The sequence below is a fragment of the Stenotrophomonas sp. YJH_SMC_19 genome (assembly GCF_059367915.1).
The window spans coordinates 131,494-154,502 of sequence record NZ_JCAFRI010000006.1 but is presented as its reverse complement, the minus strand read 5'-3'; the positions used below and the strand labels follow the sequence as shown (position 1 = coordinate 154,502).

The 23,009-nt window shown below is 67.6% G+C and carries 19 protein-coding genes; 7 read left to right on the top strand and 12 right to left on the bottom strand.

What is annotated here, in order from left to right:
- Nucleotides 1-13: 13 nt before the first annotated feature.
- Nucleotides 14-985, bottom strand: a complete 972-nt coding sequence (locus AC5P5R_RS09285) for a helix-turn-helix transcriptional regulator (protein WP_005411144.1) — start codon at nt 983-985, stop codon at nt 14-16.
- Nucleotides 986-1,066: 81 nt separating this feature from the next.
- Here AC5P5R_RS09285 and AC5P5R_RS09280 point away from each other — a divergent pair, with 81 nt between their 5' ends.
- Both AC5P5R_RS09280 and AC5P5R_RS09275 read left to right on the top strand, forming a co-directional pair.
- The gene (locus AC5P5R_RS09280) at nt 1,067-1,669 is read left to right on the top strand and encodes a LolA-like protein (RefSeq protein WP_164281729.1); all 603 of its coding nucleotides are present in this window, start codon (nt 1,067-1,069) and stop codon (nt 1,667-1,669) included.
- Nucleotides 1,670-1,775: 106 nt separating this feature from the next.
- Complete coding sequence (locus AC5P5R_RS09275; RefSeq protein WP_005411146.1) at nt 1,776-2,552, top strand: DUF481 domain-containing protein; 777 nt, start codon at nt 1,776-1,778, stop codon at nt 2,550-2,552.
- Between the two features lie 118 nt (nt 2,553-2,670).
- Here AC5P5R_RS09275 and hemC read toward each other — a convergent pair whose 3' ends face one another.
- From hemC to mdoH, 5 genes are all read right to left on the bottom strand, one after another.
- Nucleotides 2,671-3,582: a hydroxymethylbilane synthase gene (gene hemC, locus AC5P5R_RS09270; RefSeq protein ID WP_100438908.1), complete on the bottom strand. Its 912-nt coding sequence runs from the start codon at nt 3,580-3,582 to the stop codon at nt 2,671-2,673.
- 577 nt (nt 3,583-4,159) lie between these two features.
- Nucleotides 4,160-4,891 (bottom strand): LytR/AlgR family response regulator transcription factor, encoded by a 732-nt coding sequence (locus tag AC5P5R_RS09265; protein ID WP_005411148.1) that lies wholly within the window; start codon nt 4,889-4,891, stop codon nt 4,160-4,162.
- A 10-nt stretch (nt 4,892-4,901) separates the two neighbouring features.
- Nucleotides 4,902-5,945: a sensor histidine kinase gene (locus AC5P5R_RS09260; protein ID WP_172476269.1), complete on the bottom strand. Its 1,044-nt coding sequence runs from the start codon at nt 5,943-5,945 to the stop codon at nt 4,902-4,904.
- Nucleotides 5,946-5,948: 3 nt separating this feature from the next.
- Nucleotides 5,949-6,608 carry an alpha/beta hydrolase gene (locus tag AC5P5R_RS09255; RefSeq protein ID WP_049395439.1) on the bottom strand — a complete coding sequence of 220 codons (660 nt, stop codon included), beginning with the start codon at nt 6,606-6,608 and terminating at the stop codon, nt 5,949-5,951.
- Nucleotides 6,609-6,658: 50 nt separating this feature from the next.
- Nucleotides 6,659-8,584 carry a glucans biosynthesis glucosyltransferase MdoH gene (mdoH, locus tag AC5P5R_RS09250; protein WP_005414555.1) on the bottom strand — a complete coding sequence of 642 codons (1,926 nt, stop codon included), beginning with the start codon at nt 8,582-8,584 and terminating at the stop codon, nt 6,659-6,661.
- A 495-nt stretch (nt 8,585-9,079) separates the two neighbouring features.
- On the opposite strand from mdoH, the gene AC5P5R_RS09245 reads away from it, so the two are divergent.
- Nucleotides 9,080-11,125 carry a TonB-dependent receptor domain-containing protein gene (locus AC5P5R_RS09245; RefSeq protein WP_049418129.1) on the top strand — a complete coding sequence of 682 codons (2,046 nt, stop codon included), beginning with the start codon at nt 9,080-9,082 and terminating at the stop codon, nt 11,123-11,125.
- Nucleotides 11,126-11,185: 60 nt separating this feature from the next.
- Here AC5P5R_RS09245 and AC5P5R_RS09240 read toward each other — a convergent pair whose 3' ends face one another.
- Nucleotides 11,186-11,359 (bottom strand): hypothetical protein, encoded by a 174-nt coding sequence (locus AC5P5R_RS09240; protein ID WP_005411154.1) that lies wholly within the window; start codon nt 11,357-11,359, stop codon nt 11,186-11,188.
- A 216-nt stretch (nt 11,360-11,575) separates the two neighbouring features.
- Here AC5P5R_RS09240 and AC5P5R_RS09235 point away from each other — a divergent pair, with 216 nt between their 5' ends.
- On the top strand, nt 11,576-11,962 hold the full coding sequence (locus tag AC5P5R_RS09235; protein ID WP_024957921.1) for a DUF2628 domain-containing protein: 387 nt from the start codon (nt 11,576-11,578) through the stop codon (nt 11,960-11,962).
- 77 nt (nt 11,963-12,039) lie between these two features.
- Here AC5P5R_RS09235 and AC5P5R_RS09230 read toward each other — a convergent pair whose 3' ends face one another.
- Nucleotides 12,040-14,571 (bottom strand): methyl-accepting chemotaxis protein, encoded by a 2,532-nt coding sequence (locus AC5P5R_RS09230; protein ID WP_164281568.1) that lies wholly within the window; start codon nt 14,569-14,571, stop codon nt 12,040-12,042.
- A gap of 209 nt (nt 14,572-14,780) precedes the next feature.
- The gene (locus AC5P5R_RS09225; protein WP_076739632.1) at nt 14,781-15,674 is read right to left on the bottom strand and encodes an NAD-dependent epimerase/dehydratase family protein; all 894 of its coding nucleotides are present in this window, start codon (nt 15,672-15,674) and stop codon (nt 14,781-14,783) included.
- A 499-nt stretch (nt 15,675-16,173) separates the two neighbouring features.
- On the opposite strand from AC5P5R_RS09225, the gene AC5P5R_RS09220 reads away from it, so the two are divergent.
- Complete coding sequence (locus AC5P5R_RS09220) at nt 16,174-16,479, top strand: KGG domain-containing protein (RefSeq protein WP_099481011.1); 306 nt, start codon at nt 16,174-16,176, stop codon at nt 16,477-16,479.
- A 10-nt stretch (nt 16,480-16,489) separates the two neighbouring features.
- Here AC5P5R_RS09220 and AC5P5R_RS09215 read toward each other — a convergent pair whose 3' ends face one another.
- A complete protein-coding gene (locus AC5P5R_RS09215) occupies nt 16,490-17,962 on the bottom strand; it encodes an MFS transporter (protein ID WP_111723043.1) in 1,473 nt (490 codons plus the stop codon).
- Nucleotides 17,963-18,088: 126 nt separating this feature from the next.
- Between AC5P5R_RS09215 and AC5P5R_RS09210 the strand changes: the two genes are divergently transcribed.
- Complete coding sequence (locus AC5P5R_RS09210; RefSeq protein ID WP_005414565.1) at nt 18,089-18,718, top strand: TetR/AcrR family transcriptional regulator; 630 nt, start codon at nt 18,089-18,091, stop codon at nt 18,716-18,718.
- Nucleotides 18,719-18,733: 15 nt separating this feature from the next.
- On the opposite strand, the gene AC5P5R_RS09205 is transcribed toward AC5P5R_RS09210, so the two are convergent.
- Entirely contained in the window at nt 18,734-19,084 is a 351-nt protein-coding gene (locus AC5P5R_RS09205; protein ID WP_005411161.1) for a VOC family protein, read from the bottom strand.
- Nucleotides 19,085-19,240: 156 nt separating this feature from the next.
- Nucleotides 19,241-19,441: a hypothetical protein gene (locus AC5P5R_RS09200; RefSeq protein WP_100438911.1), complete on the bottom strand. Its 201-nt coding sequence runs from the start codon at nt 19,439-19,441 to the stop codon at nt 19,241-19,243.
- Between the two features lie 188 nt (nt 19,442-19,629).
- Between AC5P5R_RS09200 and AC5P5R_RS09195 the strand changes: the two genes are divergently transcribed.
- Entirely contained in the window at nt 19,630-22,986 is a 3,357-nt protein-coding gene (locus tag AC5P5R_RS09195) for an autotransporter domain-containing protein (protein ID WP_100438912.1), read from the top strand.
- Nucleotides 22,987-23,009: the final 23 nt, after the last annotated feature.

The following is a 23,009-nucleotide window of genomic DNA, read 5'->3' as shown; positions in this document are numbered from 1 at the left end:
CTCGGGGGGAGTGTCAGGATTTTTCGTAGTTGCTCAGGGCCAGCTCGAGCAGCGCCTTGGCCTGCTCGCGCAGCATCACCGGCTCGACGATTTCGGCATCCGAGCCGTAGTGCAGCACGTCCATCAGCAGTTCGCGTGAGACGCTGTACGGCACCTTCAGTTCATAGCGGCCATCGGCCAGGAAGCGGCCCTGCTGCTTGGAGTGCCAATGCTCGTCGGCCACCCAGCGCGCGGCCTTGGCACTGAACAGGATGGTCGCCCAGCCCTTCGGCGCACCGGAGAAGATGCCGTAGCTGGCACCCAGCTGCTCGTCCAGCTCGCTGTCGGCGACGTCACGGGCAGTGCTGTCGACCACGCGCGCCTTGTGGATGCGGTCCACGGCGAAGCTGCGCAGGGCTTCGCGGTCATGGTCCCAGGCATCCAGGTACCAGTTGTCGCGGTAATGGGTCAGGCGCTGCGGCGAGACGGTGCGCTTGGTCGGCTCGTCGGTGGAACGGGCACGGTACTCGAACGCCAGCTGGCGGCGCTCCAGCACCGCCGAGGCCACGCTGCGGAAGCTGCCTTCATCGAACTTGCGGCCGCGGTGCGGGATTACCCGCACACGGTCCACCGGCCAGTTGGAGACACCGGCCTGGGCAGCCAGCAGGCTCTCGATACGCTGCTGCAGCGGCGCCAGCACCGAGGACAGCACGCCGCCGCCGGTACGCGCCAGCAGGTGCTGCGAGGCCAGCAGGGCGTGCAGCTCCTCCGAGCTGAGCCACAGGCCAGGCAGTTCGAAGCGGTCGCTCTCGTCGGCTTGGTAGCGGAAGCCGGCCTCGCCGTCGCCCTCGATTGGTGCCATCAGCGCATCGCGCAGGAAGGCCAGGTCGCGGTAGACGGTGGCACGGGAACAACCGAGCTTGTCCTGCAGGGTCGCCACCGTCACCGGATAGCGCGCGGACTTGAGCAGACGATGCAGGGCGGTGATGCGTTCGTATCGGTCCATACCCCCGATTATGTCCGAGTCGCGGGTCTTGTGTGGGACGTTTGGGCTATCGTGGTCGCCCCCACCCCCATGGAATGCCCGATGCGCCGGTTGCCCGCCCTGTCCCTGCTGGCCTGCCTGCTGCTGGCTGCCTGCGATCGCGCACCGGCGCCGGCCAGGACCGAAGCCCCCGTGCCCGCGGCAGATCCGGCCCAGGCCGTACTCGGCGCCAGCCAACGCTTTGCGGCCCTGGGCAGTTTCCATGCCGAGCTGGAGGTGCTGGGCGCGCCGCAGCCGGTGCGCAGTGCCATGGACTTCGTCGCCCCCGACCGCTTCCGGGTGCAGACCCCGGGCGGGCCGCAGACGATCATTGGCGACACCATGTTCCTGCAGGGCGACGGTGCGATCCGCCAGGTTCCCACCCCGCCGGGCCTGCTGGAGCAGTGGCGCAATCCCTTGCCGGCCGACGCCCTGCCTGCCGAACTGCAGGCCGAAGACCTGGGCAGCCAATCGCTGGATGGAGTCGAGACCCGTCACTACCGCCTGCGCGGCGCGCAGGCCGGCGAACGCCTGGAGTACTGGGTGGACGCCCAGGGCCTGCCACGGCAGATCGTGCGCAGCGGCAGCAGCAATGGCCGCAATTTCCAGCTGCGCCTGCGCTATTCGCGCTTCAACGACCCGGCATTGCGTATCGATCTGCCCTGAATAGGCGTCCGCGGCAACGTCTGCTGAAGCGCGCCTTGGATCGATTCTGACCGCCATCACGCTTCCAGTATCATCACCGGCTGTCAACCGCTTCGGAGAAGCCCCGATGTCCCTGCGCGTGTCCCTGCTGATCCCCCTGCTGCTGTGCGCGCCGCTCGCGTATGCACAGGATGCCTCCGAACTGGCGGCGATGTCTTCGCCGTGGAGCGGCAGTGGCGGCGAGCTCGGCTTCGCCTCGGCACGCGGCAACAGCAGCACCGAGAGCTTCAACGGCCGCCTGCGCCTGCGCTACACCGACGGCGACTGGGTGCACAGCATGGACCTGGCCGGCCTGCGTTCCAGCTCCAAGGTGACCGAGACCCGCGACGACGGCACCACCACCCGCCGCAACAACACCACCGCCAACCGCTACACCGGCAGTGCCGGCAGCGCGCTGCAGCTGGGCGAGCACCGCCAGCTGACGGCCACGGTGCGTACCGAGCGCGACGACTTCGCCACCTACGACCGCCAGAGCTCGTTCGGTCTGGGTTACGGCACCCGCCTGTGGAACACCGAGCGCTTCTCGTTCGACGCGCAGATCGGCCCCGGTGTGCGCCGCACCCACAGCACCGAGGACGACCGCACCCGCACCGGCATGATCGGCCGCGGCCTGTTCGACATGAAGTACTCGCTGACCGACAACACCGACCTGGTCAACACCCTGCTGGTCGAATCCGGTTCGTACAACACCTTCGGCCAGAACGACTTCGGCGTGTCGGTGAGCATGAACGAGCACCTGGCGCTGAAGGCCGGCTGGCAGGCGCGTTACAACAGTGACGTGGCCGAGGACAAGCGCAAGACCGATACGCTGACGACGATGAACGTGGTCTACAAGTTCAAATAAGCAGAACGGGCGCCGAGGGCGCCCGTTCTTCTTTCGGTAGTGCCGGCCGCTGGCCGGCAGCTGCATTCAATCGACGTCATGAGGTTGCCGGCCAGCGGCCGGCACTACCTGCGGTGGTTCAGACGTTCAGCAGTTCGCCAGCGCCATCGTCCAGCAGCAGCTTCGCCACGCGCTGGCCCAGGCGTTCCGGTTCATTGGCCGGGCCCACGGCCTCGGCGCGCACCGCACGGCCATCGCTGGCGCTGCCAACCAGCCCCTGCAGGTGCAGGTCATCGCCCTGCCACTGCGCGATGGCCGCCACCGGCACGTGGCAGCTGCCATGCAACGCACGGTTCATCGCCCGCTCGGCTTCCACGCAGGCACGCGTGGCCGCGTCATCAAGCGGGGCGAACAACGCCATCAGCCGCGCATTGCCACCATCGCACTCCACCGCCACCGCGCCCTGCGCCGGGGCCGGCAACCACTGCGGCGGTTGCAGGCGCGCGACGATGCGCTCGCCCAGACCCAGACGCTCCAGGCCGGCCACGGCCAGCACGATGGCGTCGTAGCCACCGTTGTCGAGTTTGGCCAGCCGGGTGTTGACGTTACCGCGCAGGTCGAGCAGTTCCAGGTCCGGTCGCAGCGCGCGCAGCTGCGCCTGGCGACGCAGCGACGAGGTCCCGACCCGCGCACCGATCGGCAGCGCGTCCAGCGAGGCGTACAGGTTGGAGACGAAGCCATCGGCGGGATCGTGGCGGGTCAGCATTGCCGGCAACGCGAACGGCGGGTCCAGTTCCATCGGCACGTCCTTCAGCGAGTGCACCGCGCAGTCGGCCTCACCGCGCAGCATGGCCAGCTCCAGCTCCTTCAGGAACAGGCCCTTGCCACCGATGGCGGCCAGCGAACGGTCGAGCACTTCGTCGCCGCGGGTGCTCATCGGCACCAGTTCCACATGCAAGCCGGGATGGGCCTGGCGCAGGCGGTCGGCGACGTGTTCGCTCTGCCAGAGGGCGAGCGGGCTCTTGCGGGTGGCGATGCGGACGGTTTCCATCCGGTCATTATCGCGCCTTCGGCGCGGATACGGCCAACGGCGGAGCCCCTCGTGGCTGGTGGAGGGGTCATGAAAGCAACAGCCGCGCGTGGCCGGGCGGGGTGGGCCACGCAGGGGACGCTGCAAGTACGTCCATGTAAGCTCGGTCGCCGCATCCATGCGGCTCACGCCCCTGCGCAGCCCACCCCGCCCGACCTCTGAAAGTTTCCGTGCGCGCCAGCCACGGAAGATCAAAAAAAGGAAAAAGCAGAAGCAAAGGCAACAGCCGATTGCTTCCGGGGTCAGATCCCTTTTCCGCAGGAAAAGGGATCTGACCCTCTTTCCCCACCCGATAACAACAATGCCTTTGCCGTCCGACGCGGGAAAAACGAGAGGGTTGGGCCGGGGTGGGGTGGCGGGACCGTTGGCGCCATGGATGGCGCCATCGAGCTACAGGGATGTACTTGCAGCGTGTCCCGCCACCCCACCCCGGCCCGACCCAGTACGTAGCACCAACGAGCCGACCAACCGCCGTTGCAGTTGCCGTTGCTCCAGACGTTGCTAGTAAGCAGTCGCGGCCGCAGGCCGCGCGGACCACTCACAGATGCCGCAATTCCTGCTTCAGCGTCGCCACGCAGCGGCGGCTGACTTCCAGCGGCTGCTTGCCATGCCGCAGCACCGCCTGCACTTGACCACCCGAGCCTCGACGCAGCTCCACCAGCTCGTGGCGCGCCACCAGGCAGTTGCGATGGATGCGGATGAAGCGGCTGGCGAACTCTTCCTCCAGCGACTTCAGCGACTCCTCGATCAGGTCCTCGCCGCGCGCATGGTGCACCACCACGTACTTCTCTTCCGCCTGCAGGTAGTGGATGTCGTCCAGCGGGATCAGCCGCAGGCTGCCACGCAGGCGTGCGCACAGCATGCTGCGGGCCTGCTGCCCGCCGCTGTCCTGCGGCTGGCCATCGCGGCCGGCCAGGAACGTGCGTGCACGTGCGATCGCTGCGGCAAGGCGCTCGGCGCGGACCGGCTTCATCAGGTAATCGATGGCCGCCGCCTCGAACGCCGACAGCGCATGCGCGTCATAAGCCGTGCAGAACACCACCGCCGGGCGCGGCTCGAAGCTGGCCAGGTGGCGGGCGGCTTCCAGGCCGTCCAGCCCGGGCATGGCGATATCCAGCAGGACCAGGTCCGGCTGCAGCTCCGCGCACGCATGCAGGGCCTGCTCGCCGTTGCCGGCCTCGGCCACCACGTCCACCCCGTCCTGCGCCGCCAGCAGGCTGCGCAGGCGTTCCCGCGCCAGCGGTTCGTCATCGGCGATGACTACCCTCACGGTCGTCCCCTCACTGGATCGGCACTGTCACCTGGCAGGCATAGTAGCCCTCGCTCCAGCCAGCCGTCATCCGCGCGGCGGCGCCGAAGCGCCAGGCCAGCCGATGAGCGATGCTGTGCTGGGCATGGCCGGCACCACGCGCCAGCGCCAACCCCGGCGCCTGCGGATCGGGCGCGGGATTGCGCACGCGGATCTGCAGCTCGCTGCCCTCGCGCACCAGCTGCAATTCGATGGTGCCGCCTTCGGGCAGCCGCGAAATGCCATGCAGCACTGCGTTTTCCACCAGCGGCTGCAGTACCAGCCTCGGCAGTGGCAGGTCCCACGGCAGCGGCTCATCGCGCTGCCAGCGCACCTGCAGACGCTCGCCGAGGCGCAGCGACTCTATCGACAGATAGCGCTCGGCCAGCTCGCATTCGTCACGCAGGGTGGAGTCGCCCTCGCCCGCGCCGAGGGCAGCACGGAACAGATCGGACAGATCCAGCACCGCGCGTTCGGCCACCGCCGGATCGCGATGCAGCAGGCTGGCGATCAGGTTCATGCTGTTGAACAGGAAGTGCGGCCGGATCCGCGCCTGCAGCGCATCGGCCTGGGCACGCGCGTTGGCCTGCACCTGCGCTGCCCAGCGATCGCTCACATAGAAGTAGCGTAGGGCAAGCGCGGCGATCAGTGCCGTGGTTGCCGCACTGCCCAGGGTGAAGCGCCAGAAGCTGATGCCGCGGGCGAAGTTGTCGCCCAGTACCGCGTACAGTGCATGCACGATGCCGGCACAGACCACCGCGATCAGGGTCGCCAGCACGATCGCCGCGACAGCGCCCAGCACCGGCGGCAGCCTCGACAGTGCCTGCCGCAGGAGGCACAGGCTGGCGGTCACCGCCAGCGCCAGCCACAGCGCGAAGCCGCTGGCCGACAGCAGCTCGCCGAAGGTCCAGTGGCGGCTGCCATCGGGCGCCAGCGCCAGCACCACCACCACCAGCTGGGCCAGGCCGAGCATCGCCGCCAGCCGCGGCAGGCGGCACAGTTCCGGCATCCACGGCGATGTGCTGGCCGGGGGCATGGCTCAGGCAGCGCCCAACCGTTCCTGCAGCCAGTCACCGAGCGCCTGGATCTCTTCGGCGCAGACCTGGTGGGCCATCGGGTAGCTGTGCCACTCCACCTCCAGGCCCAGCGCCTGCAGGGCCTGCGCGCTGTGTACGGCCACCGCCTGCGGAATCACCGGGTCGCTGCTGCCATGGGCCATGAACACCGGCACCTGCACCGCACCGTCAACGCGACGGGCACTGTCGGCCTCGGGCAGATAGGTGGACAGGGCGATCAGGCCGGCCAGTGGCGCGGTGCGCGCCAGCGCGGCGGTCAGGATGATCGCCCCGCCCTGCGAGAAGCCGGCCAGGAAGATCTTCTCCGCCACGATGCCACGCTCGATCTCGCGCGCGATCAGCGCGTCCAGCTGCAGCACCGACTCCTGCACGCCGGCCATGTCGGCACGCGACCGGAAGTCCATTCCGACGATGTCGTACCAGCCGCGCATCGGCACGCCGTTGTTGATCGTGATCGGCCGCACCGGTGCGTGCGGGAACACGAAGCGCAGCGCCGGCCAGTGCGGACGCACCAGTTCCGGCACGATCGGCGCGAAGTCGTGGCCGTCGGCGCCAAGCCCGTGCAGCCAGATTACCGACCACTGTGGCGAGGCGCCGGTTTCCTGTTCCACCGTTTGCAGCATGATGCGGCTCCTTCAAGTTCGAGCCGCATTATGCCGCTGGTGCAGGGCCATCAGTACAGCGGCGGTTGCTCGGCGGCTTCCCGGCGCAGCTGCGCGGCGCGCACCAGCACCGGTGGCGGAATGTTCTCTTCGGGGATGTCGAGCAGGCCGAGGCGATGCAGGAAGGCACCCGGGCCGCGCGAGGAGGTCAGCGCCACCACCGGAACGGCCAGCACCATGCCGATCACCACCGGCGCCATCCAGGCTGCCAGCGACGGCGACACCGCCCACGCCAGCACACCCATGAACGCACCAAACACACCCAGCCCGCCGTAGCCACGGATCAAGGCCATCCACGAGATGCCACCATCGTCACGCTGCTGTGCGTCCCAGCCGGAATCGCGGCCGGACAGCACTTCGGCCACGCCGCGCGACTGCACGTACATCACCACCGGTGCCATCAGTGCGGCCAGCACGGTCTCCACCAGCATCGACACGAACGCACGGATCGCACCGCCGCAACCGCGGCGGTCGACAGGGTCCAGCAGCATCGCCAGATAGCCCAGCACCTTGGGCAGCAGCAGCACCGCCATGGTGGCGGCGAACAGGCGCACCACCTGCTCCTCGTCCTGGGCCCGCCAGTACACGCTGGGTGACAGGTGCAGCAGGGCGTTGAAATCGATGCCTTCCTGGAACAGCGGGATCGCAATGCCGATCAGCATCAGCATCGCCCACATCGGCGCGGTGAAGTAATGGCCGATGCCGATCAGCATGTGAGTGCGGCTGATCCAGTGCAGGCCACGGCTGCCGACCACCTTGCCGTGCTGCAGGTTGCCCTGGCACCAGCGACGGTCGCGCACCAGCAGGTCGGTCAGGGTCGGCGGGCCTTCTTCGTAGCTGCCCCCCAGGTACGGCACCATGTGCGCGGCCCAGCCGCCACGGCGCATCAGCGCCGCTTCGACGAAATCGTGGCTGAGCACGTGGCCGCCGAACGGCTTGCGCCCCGGCAGCGCTGGCAAGCCGGCGTGGTCGGCGAAGGCACGGGTGCGGATGATGGCGTTGTGGCCCCAGTAGTTGCTCTCGGCGCCATGCCACCAGGCCACGCCACGGGCAATCACCGGGCCGTACACGCGACCGCCGAACTGCTGCATGCGTGCGAACAGGGTGCGGCCACCGATCACCGAGGGCAGGGTCTGGATCAGGCCGACATCGGCGTTGTGTTCCATGCCGGCCACCAGGCGCACGATGCTGTCGCCGGTCATCAGGCTGTCGGCGTCCAGGATCAGCATCTGCGGGTAAGCGCCACCGAAGCGGCGCACCCAGTCGGCGATGTTGCCGGCCTTGCGCCCGCTGTTGTCGCCACGGCGGCGGTAGAACAGCCGCGTCTGGCCGTCCGGCACGCGCTCGCGCAGTTCGGCGAATACCTGCTCCTCGGCGCGTGCGATGTCCTCGCGCCGGGTATCGCTGAGCACGAAGAAGTCGAAGCGTTCGAGCTGGCCGGTGGCGGCCACCGACTCGTAGATCGCCTGCAGGCCCGCCAGCAGTCGGCGCGGATCCTCGTTGTAGGTCGGCATCAGCAGCGCGGTGCGGCTGTGCACGGTCGGCAGCGGCTTGTCCGGGTCGATGCCAAGGCGATAGCCACGGTCGAACACGGCGGTCAGGAAGCCGGCCACGGCGCTGGCGAAGGACAGCGCGATCCAGGCAAACAGGCCGACGAACAGCACCAGCAGGCAGGCTTCCAGCACGCTGATGCCATTGGCCGACAGCACCCGCCACATCATGCGGGTGGCGATGGCGGTCATGGCCAGGGTGCCGCCGAAGATGTAGAACCGGCGCAGGCCGATCAGGCGTGGCGAGGTACGGTGCCGACGGACCTTCAGCTTGCCTTCGCGCAGGGTCTGTTCGGGCATCGGCAGCGGAGATTCGGCCGGCAGCAGCGCCCAGCCGGCGTCGAGCCGGGGCGCATCCGCTTCCGCGTGGATGGTTTGACCCCCCATCACCGCTTACTCCCCACGATCGGCATGGCCGGCCGTCCCGGCCGGGCTGCATGCGCGAAGGTTCCCGGCGCGCCTTCCCGGCGCCCGCACTTGTCCTGGCTGTACCGGCCCTTGGCCGCACAGTCGCTGTCTGTCACTACCGGAACCCACACGATCTCCAACGGGGCGGAATCGAAAATGCGGCCCAGTCTAGGGCGCCGGATGTAAGCCGAGTGCGAAGGTCTACGCCGGGATTTATCCCCATTCAGCAAACAGCAGGCGATGGCGGACCGCGCAGCGGAATGTCGCTTCGTGGCACCGGGTACTGGATCGTAACAAACGCGAACGGTTATCATTTCATTAACCAGGCAGGTCGCCGTCTTCCGTACGGCCGAGACCCACCCAGCTGCGCCGGCCCGAACCGTGCGCCCTACGACCCATGGAAGGGGGCCTGCCTGCTTGTCTGCGTGTGCCCGCTGCTTCCATCCGGTCCCCCCTCATTCGATGGAAGCCGTCATGTCCCAGCCGTTCCGCTCCCGTTCCGCGCGCCTGCCGCGCACCCGCCTGGCCAGTGCCCTGGCCACCGCCTGCCTGCTGGCCCTGCCCGGCGTGGCCGCTGCAGAGGCCAGCGCCGATGCCTCCACCAAGGACCTGGATACCGTGGTGGTCACCGCCTCGGGCAACCAGCAATGGATCAAGGATGCGCCGGCCAGCATCAGCGTGATCAGCCGCGAGGACATCGCGCGCCAGCCGGTGCACGACCTGGCCACCCTGCTCAGCCGCGTGCCCGGCGTGACCGGTGGCCTCAGTGCGGTTGGCGAGCAGTCCAAGATCAAGCTGCGCGGCATGCCGTCGAACTACACGCTGGTGCTGGTGGACGGCAAGCGCATGGGCAGCTCGGCCTCGACCAACTACCGGCCGGACCTGGGCCGCCAGGACCTGAACTGGATCTCGCCCGACCAGATCGAGCGCATCGAAGTGGTGCGCGGACCGATGTCGTCGCTGTATGGCTCCGACGCCATGGGCGGCGTGATCAACATCATCACCCGGCGCATCGGTGATGACTGGAGCGGCAGCGCCACCCACAGCTATACCCGCCCGGGCGACGGCAAGCGCGGCGACACCCAGCAGATCGGTGCGACGTTCTCCGGCCCGCTCGGCGAGCGCTTCGGCCTGCGCATCGGTGCCAACAGCATGCGCCGCGATTCGGATCGCTCCAATGGTGGTGTCTACGGCAACGCGTATGCAGGCGAGAAGGACCGCAATGTCGATGCGCTGCTGCAGTGGAAACTGAGCGACGCGCAGGAACTGTCGCTCGAAGCCGGCCATGGCGTGCAGCAGGCCTTCATCGACGCTTCGCTGGAAAAGCAGGATGAAGGCGCCTGGGGTGCCAGCGAACTCAAGCGCAGCTCGCTGGCGCTCAACCACGATGGCAAGTGGAGCTTCGGCAATTCGAAGATCAGTGCGTACTGGACCGAGTACAGGAACGACATCGGTGCTACCGGCCGTTCCGAAGCCACCGATACGATCATCGAGGGCAGCCTGACCACGCCGTTCACCCTCGGCGTTGAACACCAGTTCGCCGTGGGCGGCCAGTGGAAGCGCCAGGAGCTGACCAACACCGACACCATCGGCCGCGCGCCGATCGACTATGCCGGCAATGCCGTCAGCGGCTCCGATCTGGAAGTGGATACCTGGGCCCTGTTCGTCGAAGACGAAGTGAAGCTGCACCGCACCCTGGCACTGACCCTGGGCGCGCGCCTGGACCACCATGAGACGTTCGGTGGCCACGTCAGCCCGCGCGCCTACCTGGTCTGGCATCCGGCCGAGCAATGGACCATCCGCGGTGGCGTTTCCAAGGGCTTCCGCGCCCCCAGCCTGACCGAGAACTCCGCCAGCGCCGCCACCCAGTCCGGTGGCCGTGGCTGCACCTCGCTGATTCCGCTGGGCTATACCCGCGGCGGCTGCTACATGGCCGGCAACCCGGACCTGGACCCGGAAACCAGCACCAACCGCGAAATCGGCATCAGCTTCGACAACGATCTGGTCGATGCCGGCCTGACCTACTTCCACACCGACTTCAGGAACAAGATCGAGTACGCACCGCTGGGCAGGTTCAACGGCATCTGGTGGACGCGGATGAGCAACGTGCAGCGCGCACGCACCAGCGGCATGGAAGGCAGCTTCAATGTCCGCTTCGGCGAGCACTGGCGCTGGCGCACCTCGGCGACATGGATGAAGGAAGCCAGGAACCTGACCACCGGCCGCAACCTGATCGATACCCCCGAATTCTCGGGCTATTCGTCGCTGGACTGGACGCCCGACGCGGTGTTTTCCAGCAGCCTGTCGGCGCAGTACACCGGCAGGCAGGCCGGCACGGCGACGACCTTCCTCAAGGCCTACACGCTGTATGACCTGACCGCCGCCTGGAACGTCAATGAGGTACTGACCCTGCGTGGCGGTGTCAGCAACCTGGCGGACAAGAAGCTGTATGCGGAAGGCTCCACCGATTACTTCGTGGCCGGGCGCAGCTACTTCCTCAGCATGACCGCGCGGTTCTGACCAAGAGCGTCCGCCGCGATCGCGCTGGCGACGGGCCAGCGCGATCGGCGGTGTTGCGGATTACTCGCTTTCCAATGCGGCGGCGGGCGCCGCGCTCTGCGTAGCCGCCGTGCGTGCACGGTCCATCGCCACCGCCAGTTGCTGGCGTGCGAGCAGCTGTTGTGCCTGCACCACTTCAGGTGTCGGCAGGAGCACCGGTCCCGGTGCGTTTTCCGGTGTAGCAGGTGTGGTCATGCAACCTCCATGGACATCCCGCCGCCGCACGGATTCAGCTGGTGCGGCAGCGGAACTGCGCACCCTATCCTAAAAACAAGGCGGGCGGGTGACGGTGCGCGCCCCTGCCGCAGCAGCCGGAACAAGGCAGGCGTCACATTTTTGACGGTGACGCTTGGATCCTGAATAGGACTTGTCCTATCATGAAAACGTTTTCTCACAGGGATGTCTCCCCCAATGAATACCACTGACCTGTCCCAGTTCAGCCCGAAGTGGCAGTTCCGCTTCAACTTCTTCCGCCAGCACGGCGCCCCCAAGAACCCCGGCTTCAAGCAGGCCTGGAAGGCGCTGTCCTTTGGTGACCGCCTGAAGATCAACCTGAACTTCTTCGCGTTGTTCTTCGGTGCCATCTACCTGCTGATTCTTGGCATGTGGCGCAAGGCACTGGTGGTGATCGGCATCAACATCGCGCTGGCCATCATCACCATGTTCCTTCCGGACGTCGTCGGGCGCATGCTGTTCATCGCCATGAACCTGCTGGTCGCCTCCAGCACCAACTACAGCTACTACCTGGAGAAGGTGGAAGGACGTACCAGCTGGAACCCGTTTGAAGGAATGTTCTGAGCCATCAGACCTGCGCAGGATGCGCGGCAAGGATGCAACCGACGCCCGGCCCCCGCCGGGCGTCTTCGTTTCCGGGATCAGGCCGCGCGGCGGGCCATGGCCTCCGGTTCGGCCTGCAGGCGGAAGCGCGAGACCGCCACGGCCAGCTGCTCGGCCTGCTCCTCCATAGCCCGCGCCGCGGCGCTGGCTTCCTCCACCAGCGCGGCATTCTGCTGGGTGGTCTCATCCATCTGCACCACGGTCTGGTTGACCTGCTCGATGCCGGCGGACTGTTCGCGCGACGCAGCCGAGATCTCGGCCATGATCTCGTTGACGCGCCCCACCTGGCCGACGATGGCCTGCATGGTACGGCCCGCACCGTGCACCAGCTGCGCACCGGCACCGACCTGCGCCACGGATGCGTCGATCAGTTCCTTGATCTCCTTCGCTGCGCCCGCCGAGCGTTGCGCCAGCGCGCGCACTTCGCTGGCGACCACCGCGAAGCCGCGGCCCTGCTCACCGGCCCGCGCCGCTTCCACCGCCGCATTCAACGCCAGGATGTTGGTCTGGAAGGCGATGCCGTCGATCACCGAAATGATCTCGGCGATGCGCTGCGAGGAGGCCTCGATCTGCTCCATGGTCTGCACCACCTGGTTGACCACTTCCCCGCCCTCGCTGGCAACGTCAGCGGCGGATGCTGCCAGGGTATTGGCCTGCAGCGCGTGGTCGGCGTTCTGGCGCACGGTGGAGGTCAGCTCCTCCATCGAGGCGGCGGTTTCTTCCAGGTTGGCGGCCTGCTGCTCGGTACGACGCGAGAGATCGCTGTTGCCCGCAGCGATCTCACCCGCCGCCAGGCGGATGCTGGCGGCCGACTGCTGGATCTGGCCGACGATCTGGGTCAACTGCTGCACGGTGCTGTTGGCATCGTCGCGCATCACCGCGAACACGCCATGGAAATCGCCGCGCATGCGTGCGCTGAGGTCGCCGGCGGCAATCGCGCGAAGCAGCGTCGAAAGCTCAGCCAGGTTGTGATCGCTGACCTGCATCATGATGTTGAGGGTCTCCACCATGCGGCGGAAATCGTGGTCGAAGCGCTGGGCATCACCGCGTACAGCGAAGTCGCCGGCCGCCGCAGCGGCGGCCAGCTGCTGGATCTGCTCGTTGATCGCGGCCAGGTTGCTCTTGGTGGTGGCCATCGCTGCGGTGAACACCGCCTTCTCGCCCGGCAGCGCTTCCATGTCCACGCTGAGGTCACCCACCGCGTAACGCTGCATCACCTCGACCAGGCGCTGGGTGACCGCATTGCTGGAAGCCACCAGCTGGTTGCTGTCGGCCACCATGCGGCCGTACTCGCCGGGGAAGGCAGTGGCGTCCATGCGGTAGCTCAGCTCGCCAGCATCGTGGCGGCGCGCCATTTCCGCCTGCGCCGCCATCACCGCCTGCAGCTGCCCGCGCATGCCCTGCATCGCGTCCAGCAGGCGGCCCACTTCATCGTTGCTGCGCGCAGGCAAGGTGCTGTCGAGCTTGCCGGCGGCTACGTCACCCGCCACCCGCGCCGCTTCGGCCAACGGGCGGATCGCCAGGCGGCGCAGCAGCACATAGACACCGGCACTCAGCGTCAGCGCGGCCACCACGCCCACCAGCAGCGTCAACCACAGCAGCTGGCGCGCCTCGGCCACGATCACCGCGTGCGGCATCACCACGCCCAGCGCGAAGCGCTGCGGGGCATTGCCCACGCGTAGCGGCACGTAGACGCGCACGTTGCCGGCTGCATCGGGCGTGAAGGCTTCGAACCGGCGGTCGGCGGCGATGTCGGCCAGCATGCTGCGGGTCAATGCGTCGGTGCGCGGCTTGCCGATCTCGGCGGCATTCGCCGAGGCCAGCACCACGCCGTTGGGCGAAAGCAGCTCGACGCGGCCTGCGCCCATCGGCGTCAGCGTCGCCAGGTGCTTCTGCAGCGCCGCCAGCGAGAAGTCGACGGTGAACACGCCGAGGAAGGTACCGTTTTCGACGATCGGCGAGCTCAACGTGCTCATCAGCACCTGCTGGCCGGCGATGTCGTAGGCATAGGGCTCGCTGACCTTGGGCAGCTTGTCGCGGCTGGGTACCACATACCAGTCGGCCGAGCCGTCGGCGGCTTCGGTGTAGTCGGTCATGGTCGACTGCTGCGGCTTGCCGTCATGCCAGGCCCAGTAGCTCATGTAGCGGCCGCTGGCATCGTGCATCGCGGTATTGGCGAACTCGGCATCCTTGCCATCGAAGGCATCGGCCTCCCACATGGTGCTCTTGCCAAGCCACTCCGGGTGGGTGCGCAGCTGCTCGCCCAGCACGGCAGCCAGGCTGGCGCGATCGGGCACGTCGCCCCGCGCACGCTGGGCGAGCACGGCTTCGACCATGGCATCGTTGCTGGCAAACGCCGTGCCCAGATCGGCGGCGACCTGGCGCGCTTCAGCGTTGGCCTCGCTGGTCATGGTCTGGCGCGAGGCATCGATCAGGCTGGCACTGGCCTGGCGATAGATCAGGAACGCCGTCAGGCCGAAGCACAGCAGCGCGATGACGGCGGTGCCCAGCATCAGCTTGTGGGCGATGCTGCCCGGGCGGCGGGCAGCGGCGGAACGGGAAGAAGGCATGGAGGGGTCCGCAAGGCAGTTCAGGACGACCGGCACCGGGAGGGCACCGCGCAGGCGCGCGATCCGTCGCGCAGGCCACCGGCCGCCGGGACCCGCCCGGCGCAGGAAGCGCACCGGGTTAGCGGCCGCCTGCCAACGAGGTTGAGGCGACCGGCCTACACATTCCTGAATCCACTCAGGGACGGGGGAGGGATCCGTCCCCGCGTCCCCTATTCGGCCACCCGATCCTTGATCCACTCCGCGCGTGGCAACACCTCGATGCTGCCTGCGGCGTACTGCTGCAGCACGGCGTCCGGCCCGAAACGCGGCTGCCACCCCAGCTCCCTGCGGATGCGGGCGCTGTCGTAGACGCGGTCGACGCTCAGCGGCAACGGCCAGCCGCGGCGCTCGAACTCGGCCAGCAGCTGCGGTACGCGCCGGGCCAGTACATTGCGCGGCTGGGTGGCCAGTTCCAGGCAATCCTCGCGCCGGAACGGGGTTGCGGCGCAGGCGATGTAGCGGGCGAAGGCCGGCCCCTCATCCAGCAGCAGCGCGGCATGGGCACTGGCCACGTCACGGGCGTCGATCCCACGATGCAACCGGAACATCGCCATCCGTTCCGGCGGTTCCGGGAAGCAGCGCCCCATCCGCAGCACGCGCACCCTGAAGTCCGGTGCGGCGGCAGCTTCAGCCAGGGCCTCGGCCTGCAGCTTGCTGCGATGGTAGATCGTTCGCGGCAGCGGCTCGGTATCCTCATCGATCCAGCGGCATCCCCCTGCCACCACCGCGTGGCCGTACAGCGCGGTGGTACTGGTCAACACGAACCGCCGTGCGCCTGCCTCGCGCGCCGCCTGCAGCAGGTGCGCAGTCGCGTCCACGTTGATCTGCTGGAACACCGCGTCCGGTACCAGGCCGACGTGTGGCGCATGCAGGGCCGCGGTATGGATGACCGCGTCGACGCCCTGCACCGCGCGCACGACGGCTTGATGATCGGTGACATCGGCAATGATGCGCGTGGTGGCAAACGGACTGCGGTCCAGCCCCACCACTTCATGGGCAGCCGCCAGCGCGCCGAAGATCGCGCGCCCGATCCGCCCGGAACTGCCGGTCAACAGAATCTTCATTGAGTCCATTCACTCGAAGCGCCCGGGAACTACCGGGATGCTTCGATTCTAGGCATGCAACGGAACATCTGCGATAGGACGACCGCGCAACTGTGCGTTCATCCTGACGACTTCGGCGGAGCCAGCAGTTGACGTGCGATGGAGAGTGGATCGTTGCCGCCTGCCGCGTGGGGCGCGACACCGGTCCGTTAGCAGTTGCCACCGGTGCGCAGTTTGATCGGTTGCCGGTCCGGAACGTTTATCTGATAGCCATCGGGCAGCAGCACAGGATCATCGAACATATGTGCGGCACCGCCACTGCGGCCGCCGGCGTTGCCGCACATCCGAGGGCCGCAGTGAATACGCGACGAATTCGGCCGCCGGGCCGGCTGCGTGATCATCCCGGTGCGCAGGGCGCGTGAAAACCGGGGCGAAGATGGCGACCTGGACTTAGCGTGCGATGGCCAAGAATGGACGCCGTCGTCCACGAAGGCGGCGTCCACACTGCAGGAGATTTCACATGACTGAGCAGAACCCGCGCAGCTCCAACCGGGGCTTCGCCTCGATGGACCAGGACAAACAGCGCGCGATCGCCGCCAAGGGCGGGCGCGCGGCACATGCCTCCGGCAATGCGCACGAATTCAGTCCGGCCGAAGCACGTGTCGCAGGCCGCAAGGGCGGCGAAGCGATCAGCCGCGACCGCCAGCACATGGCCACGATCGGACGCGAAGGTGGACACGCACGCCACGCCAACGCGCGCCAGCAGCAGCAACAGGCTCAGGTGATCGAACGCACGGCAGAGGACCCGCAACGCCAGCAGGGCTGAATGCTGCGCGTCAAGCCGATGCACGCTGCCGATGCAGCCCAAGCGCCGCAAGCAGGGCCAGCGCACCCGCCACCGCCATCGCCCAACCGAACCCGCTGGCCATCGCACTGCGGTACCAGGTCAGCACCTGCGGCGTGGCGTGCATCGAGCCCGGGTGCAGGATCAGTTCACGCGCCTGCGCAACAAGCCGCTGCTGCCCTGCGGCCTGTGCGCAGGCGGTGAACTGCTGTACGGCACGCTGGCCCATCAGGCTGCCCATCAGCGCGATGCCCAGGCTCATGCCTGCCTGGCGCAGCGCGTTCATCGTGGCTGACGCGATACCTGCACGTTCGGCCGGTGCGTTGGCCATGATCGCCATGCCGGTCGCCGGCACCGCCAGCCCCATTCCAATGCCAAGCAGCATCAGCACGGCAGTGGCACAAGCGCGCGAAGTAGCCGGTTCGAACGTGGCCATTGCGCACAGCGCCACACCGGCCAGGACGTAGCCCAGCACCAGCGCGGCATGCAGCCCGAGGCGGGCAACCAGGCGCCCGAACAACAGCGAGACAACACCCATCAACAGGAACTGGGGAGCCAGCTGCGAGCCTGCCAGCGCGGCGCTGTGCCCCTGTGCCTGCTGGAAGAACAGCGACAGGAAGAACAGGCTCGCATAGGCGGTGAAGCCCAGCACGAACGAGGCCAGGTTGAGCATACGGAAGCGACCGTCGGCAAACAGGTCCAGCGGCAGCAGTGGCCGTGCCACCCGCCGCTCGACGATGCCGAACAGGATCAGCCCCGCAGTTGCGGCGCCCAGCGCCAGAAGCGTCACCGGGGCCAGCAGGCCCTGCTCGCCGATCGCGATCAGGCCATAGCACAGCGCGCCCAGTGCACCGATGCTGAGCAGCTGCCCGGCCGGATCCAGCGCGGCGTGCTGCGGGTGCCGTCGCTCGGCGATACCCCAGGCGCCAAGCACAAACGCCAGCAGCCCCAAAGGCAGGTTGATCAGGAAGATGCTGGGCCAGCCGGCCCGCTGCACCAGCGCACCGCCGAGCAACGGGCCAAGCACCAGGGCCAGCGCGCTGAAGGCGGACCAGCCACCGATCACGCGTGCACGCTGGCCCGGATCGGGAAATGCGTGACTCAGGATCGGCATCGCACTGGGAATCAACAGCGCACCTGCCACGCCCTGCACCGCGCGCCCGGCGACCAGGGTCGAAAGGTCCTTGGCGCAGGCGCACAGCAGCGAGCCCATGGTGAAGGTGGCGACGCTCAGCAGCCACATCCGCCGATGACCGTAGCGATCCCCCAACGGACCGGCCGACAGCATCAGCGCCGACAGTGCGATCGCATAGGCGTTGATCACCCATTGCAGGCCCGCCATGTCGGTCTGCAGCGCCTGCTGCAGGGTTGGCAGGGCCACGTTGACGATGCTGATGTCCAGCGAAGCGAGGAATGTACCGAGGTAGGCCGCCAGCACCAGGGCGGGCCGTTGGAGGCGTCTCATGCGTGGATCCGGGGGGAGGATGTGCGCGCATCCTATCGACTGACTGACCGTCGGTCAATGACTGGCGGTCAGTCAGTGCGAAGGGGCAGCTAGAATGGCGTCCGTCACACCCGGATACCGCCCACCATGCAGACCCCAGCTGTCGCCAGGCCTCGCACCAAGCCCGCCGAAACCCGCCAGGAGGAACTGATGGACGCCGCGCAGGCGTTGTTCCTTTCGCAGGGTGTGGACGCCACCACCATCAGCGACATCGTCGCCGCGGCCGACGTGGCCAAGGGCACTTTCTATACCTATTTCGCCTCCCGCACCGAGATCCTGCAGGCGCTGGCGCAGCGCTATACGCGGCAGTTCATGGACGAGGTCGAACAGGCAGTGCAGCAGCACCCTGCCGGTGATGGCGCAGCGCGCCTGCGCGCCTGGATCCGCGCCAACATCGAGATCTACGCGCGCACCCACGCGTTGCATGACGTGGTGTACGCCAACCATCACCACCACCAGCGGGGCAATGCCGAGCGCAATGCGATCCAGCAGCAGCTGCTGGGCATCCTCGAAGCGGGCAACGCAGCCGGACTGTGGCAGCTGCCTGCTCCACAGGTCACCGCCTCGTTGATCTATGCCGGCGTTCACGGTGCCACCGACGACCTGATCGCCACACCCGCACAGGATGCCGATGCCTTCATCGCCGCTGTGGAAGCGGATTGCCTGCGCATGGTCGGCGTTCCGGCAGCGCCGACGCGCAGCGGCAGACGCCGCTGAAGGAACGCTTCCCGCTCAGGTGTGGGCGAGAATGTTCAACAGCCGCCCGAACGGGTCGCGGACGAAGAAACGACGCACTCCCCAAGGCTCGTCGGCAGGGCCATACTCCAGCGGGATGCCGGCCGCGTGCATGCGCTCCAGCACCTGCTGCAGGTCGTCCACTTCGATCGACAGATCGGGCACCGCGGTGCCGGAACCCCCTTCGCTGGCAAAGCTCACCTGCGCCAGCGCACTGCCCTGCCCGCCATGGGTGACGATCCAGCCATGATCCATCACCACCGGCATGCCCAGCAGCCCGCCATAGAACGCTGCGGCACGCGCCGGGTCGGGCGTGGCGATGTTGGCGACAATGCGTTTGACGGCCATGTGCAGCGGCTCCGGTGCGATTTCCCATCCTCGCCGCTGCGTGCATGGCCCGCAAGCGGGCTCGGGCCAGATGCCCGCATCGCCATCTGAGGCGATCGCTGGAACAGAAGAGCCCCGTCGATGACGGGGCTCCGCGTACGGCTCAAAGGGCGCGACTCACACGCCCATGCACAGATCGACCACGCAGGTGTTGTACGCCTGCTGGCATTCACCGGCATCGGTGCCACTGGCCAGGCACATCTGATAAGCCCGCCAGCACGGCTGGTCGCAGGGCTCGACCGGCCCTGCCACTGCCACCGAACCGGTACACGCCAACGCGAATACCCCCACTGCGATCACCTTCCTGACAACACGCATCGCCATCACTCCTTGATAAGCCTGGTGAGCCCAGGCCGCCCCACGTTAGCGAGGACACGGGGAGACGAAGTGAAGCCCACTGTCACGCACACTTAACCTGTTCACAATTCTCCTTTCACATGCATGGGGGATGTCGCCACGGATTGGCGTTAACGGCCTTGTTGCCCGTCCACCAAGGAAGTTGCCCGATGAATCACCCGCTGCACGGCCGTTCGTCCCACTCCCGCTCCCCGCTGCACAGCCGCCTCGCGCTGGCCGTGTCCAGCTCTCTGTTGCTTGCCGCTGCCGCGCCCGCCATGGCCGGCGAGGCGCTCGACGCATGGCAGCAACAGCGCCAGCTGCAGGCGGCGTGGGCACAGCCCGCCGTCAGCGCGCCTGCAGCATCGACGGCCGCCACGCCCGCGGCAACCGGCACCGCCCTGCTCGGCAATCCGGGCGATGCCGCCAGCTGGCGCAGCGATGAATTCAACGCCGACTGGGGCCTGGGTGCGATGGGGGCCGACCACGCGTATGCCCGCGGCCTGACCGGCAAGGGCGTGCGCCTGGCGCTGTTCGACACCGGCTCGGCACTGGCTCACCCCGAATTCGCCGGCCGCAACACCTCCAGCATCACCATCGGCCCGAACTGTGCGTCACCGGGAACCGTCGGCGGTACCGGCGCGTGCAGCCAGACACAGGGTGATCAACCGGGTATCAACTACTACACGCTCGGCGCGGGCGTGCCTGCTTCCCTGCAGGCCAACATCATTGCCGCAGGCCGTGAATGGGGTTTCCGCTATGCCGATCACGGCACGCATGTCCTCGGAACCATTGGCGCCAACCGCAATGGCACGGGGATGCACGGCGTCGCCTTCGGTGCCGATCTGACGACCGCCCGTGTATTTGGTGACACTTACTACGAATGGAGGCGCCAGGCGAGCGGAGGCTACCTGCCTGAAGCCGTGGAACGGACGGATCCCGATGGTGCCGCAAGGCTGGACATGTACGCGCAGCTGCAGGCACAAGGCGTGCGTGCCATCAATCACAGCTGGGGCATCTCCACCCGCAACATGACCGTGGCCGCACTGGATGCCCAGTACGCACGCATCGGTGCCGGCTACGACGTATACGGAAGCATCTACAAGGACAGTGCGAACGCCCCCGCTTCGCAGTTGATCCAGGTCTGGTCGGCCGGCAATGGCAGCGGCGCCGTCGCCGGTATCACCGCGGCCCTGCCGCGCTGGAAGCCGGAGATCGAGCCCTACTGGCTGGCCGTCGCCAACGTTCGCCAGCCCAATACAGCCAATGGTGAAACCGACTACGTGATCAACGCAGGCTCGAGCATCTGTGGCGCTGCCGCCAACTGGTGCATTTCCGCACCCGGCACGGCAATCCTCAGCACCATCGTTTCCGGTGACATCCAGGGACGGCTGGAGAAGACCGCAGACTACGTCCGTCTTCTCATCGACAGCCAGAATCCCACGTACGACTACGGCCTGAAGACCGGCACGTCCATGGCCGCCCCCCATATCACCGGCGCACTCGGCCTGTTGATGGAGCGCTTCCCCTACCTGGACAACGCCCAGGTGCGCGACGTCCTGCTGACCACCGCGCGCGATCTCGGTGCGGCAGGCGTCGACCCGATCTACGGCTGGGGCATGGTTGACCTGCGCAGGGGCATCGAGGGCTATGGCTCGCTGCGCGTGGATACCAACGTGGTGATGAACCAGAGGGCCGGCGGCCTGAAGGTGTGGGAAGGCGATGCCTGGGACGACTGGACCAATGACATCGGCGGCCCCGGCACGCTGACCAAATCCGGCATCGGTTGGCTGCGCCTGAGCGGCGACAACAGCTTCAACGGCGCGGTGCTGCGCGAGGGCACGCTGGAGTTGAACGGCAGCAACACCCTCACCTCGGCGGTCGATGTGCAAGGCGGCCGGTTCCTGCTCAACGGCAGCCTGGTCTCCACCGCACTCACCACCACCGGTGGCGTCAGCACGGTCAGCGCCAGCGGCGTTCTGAAGGACGGGAACCTGACCGTCAATGGCGGCGTGGTGTCCTTCAATGGCATGCAGACCGGCGGCACCACCACGGTCGGTAGCAACGGCCTGCTGAAGGGTATCGGCACGTTGGGCAGCACCCGAGTGGACGGCACCATCGCGCCCGGCAATTCGATCGGCACGCTGACCATCAACGGCGACTACGTGCAGGGCGCGACCGGCGTCTACGCCGCCGAACTCGCGCCTGGCGGGCGCAGCGACCAGTTGCACGTGACCGGTACCGCCACCCTCGGCGGCACGCTGGTCGCGTTGCCGGAACCAGGCATCTACTATCTCGGCGAGCAGTTCAACTTCATCCGCGCCGACGGTGGCATCAACGGCCAGTTCGCGAAAACCGACTTCAGCGCGTTCTCGCCGTTCCTGCAGTTCAGCCTCGCCTACGGGGCCAATGGCACCCGCATCGACGTGGCACGCGGTGCCTCGCTGGCCAGCGCCGCCGCCACCCCGAACCAGCGCGCGGTGGCCGCCGCGGCGGACCTGCTGGCAATCAACCAGGGCCTGCCCAAGCCGCTGACCCAGCTGTTCCCGCAGCAGGTCGGCGGCGTGCTCGACGGCCTCAGCGGAGAACTGCACGCAGCCACGCCGCTCGCACTGGTGGAAGGCAGCCGCTACGTTCGCGATGCCGCGCTGTCCCGCCGTGCAGGTGCAGTCGCGCCAAGCGCCGATGCGGGCGACGCCACCGGCGCCTGGGTGCAGGCTCTGGGCGGCAACAGCAGGCTGGACGGCAACAGCAATACCGCCCGCACCGAAGCCAACAGCAACGGCCTGCTGGCCGGTATCGACCACGAGTTCTCTGGCTGGCAGGTCGGCGTCCTGGCTGGCACCGGCCGCACCGACGTCAAGCAGCAGGCGCTTCGTGCCAAGTCGAAGATCGACAACACCCACTTCGGTGCATATGCCAGTCACAACTGGGGCGGCCTCGGCCTGCGTGGCGGCGTCGCCTGGAGCAAGCACAAGGTGAAGAGCACCCGCGATGTCGACTTCGCAGGGTTCAGCGACAGCCTGAGCGCCCGCTACAACGCGCATACCCGCCAGGCCTTCATCGAAGCCGGCTACCGCTTTGGTGGCCCGGAGGCCGGGCTGGAACCCTACCTGCAGGTCGCGCGCGTGGAGGTGAACCTGAAGCCGATCAACGAGCGCGGTGGTGCAGCCGCCCTGCACGGCAAGGTGGATGACACCGGCACCACGATCGCCACCGCTGGCCTGCGCTTCGACAAGGGCCTGAAGGCATCGTTCCAGCAGGACAGCTGGCTGCACCTGCGTGGGGGCGTGGGCTACCGTCGTGCCTCGGGTGACCGCAGCCAGCTGGCCGACCTCGCATTCGCCAACAGCACCACCACCTTCGCGGTCGAAGGCGCCCCGATTGCCGACAGCGCCGTTGTGGCCGAGCTGGGGCTGTCGGCCTGGCTGACCCCGCGCCAGCAGCTGGAGCTGGGTTACAGCGGCCAGTACGGCAGTGAAAGCCGCGACCACAGCGCCAACGCGCGCTGGTCGGTTCGTTTCTAGACGCGTGTTCTCTTGACGGTTTG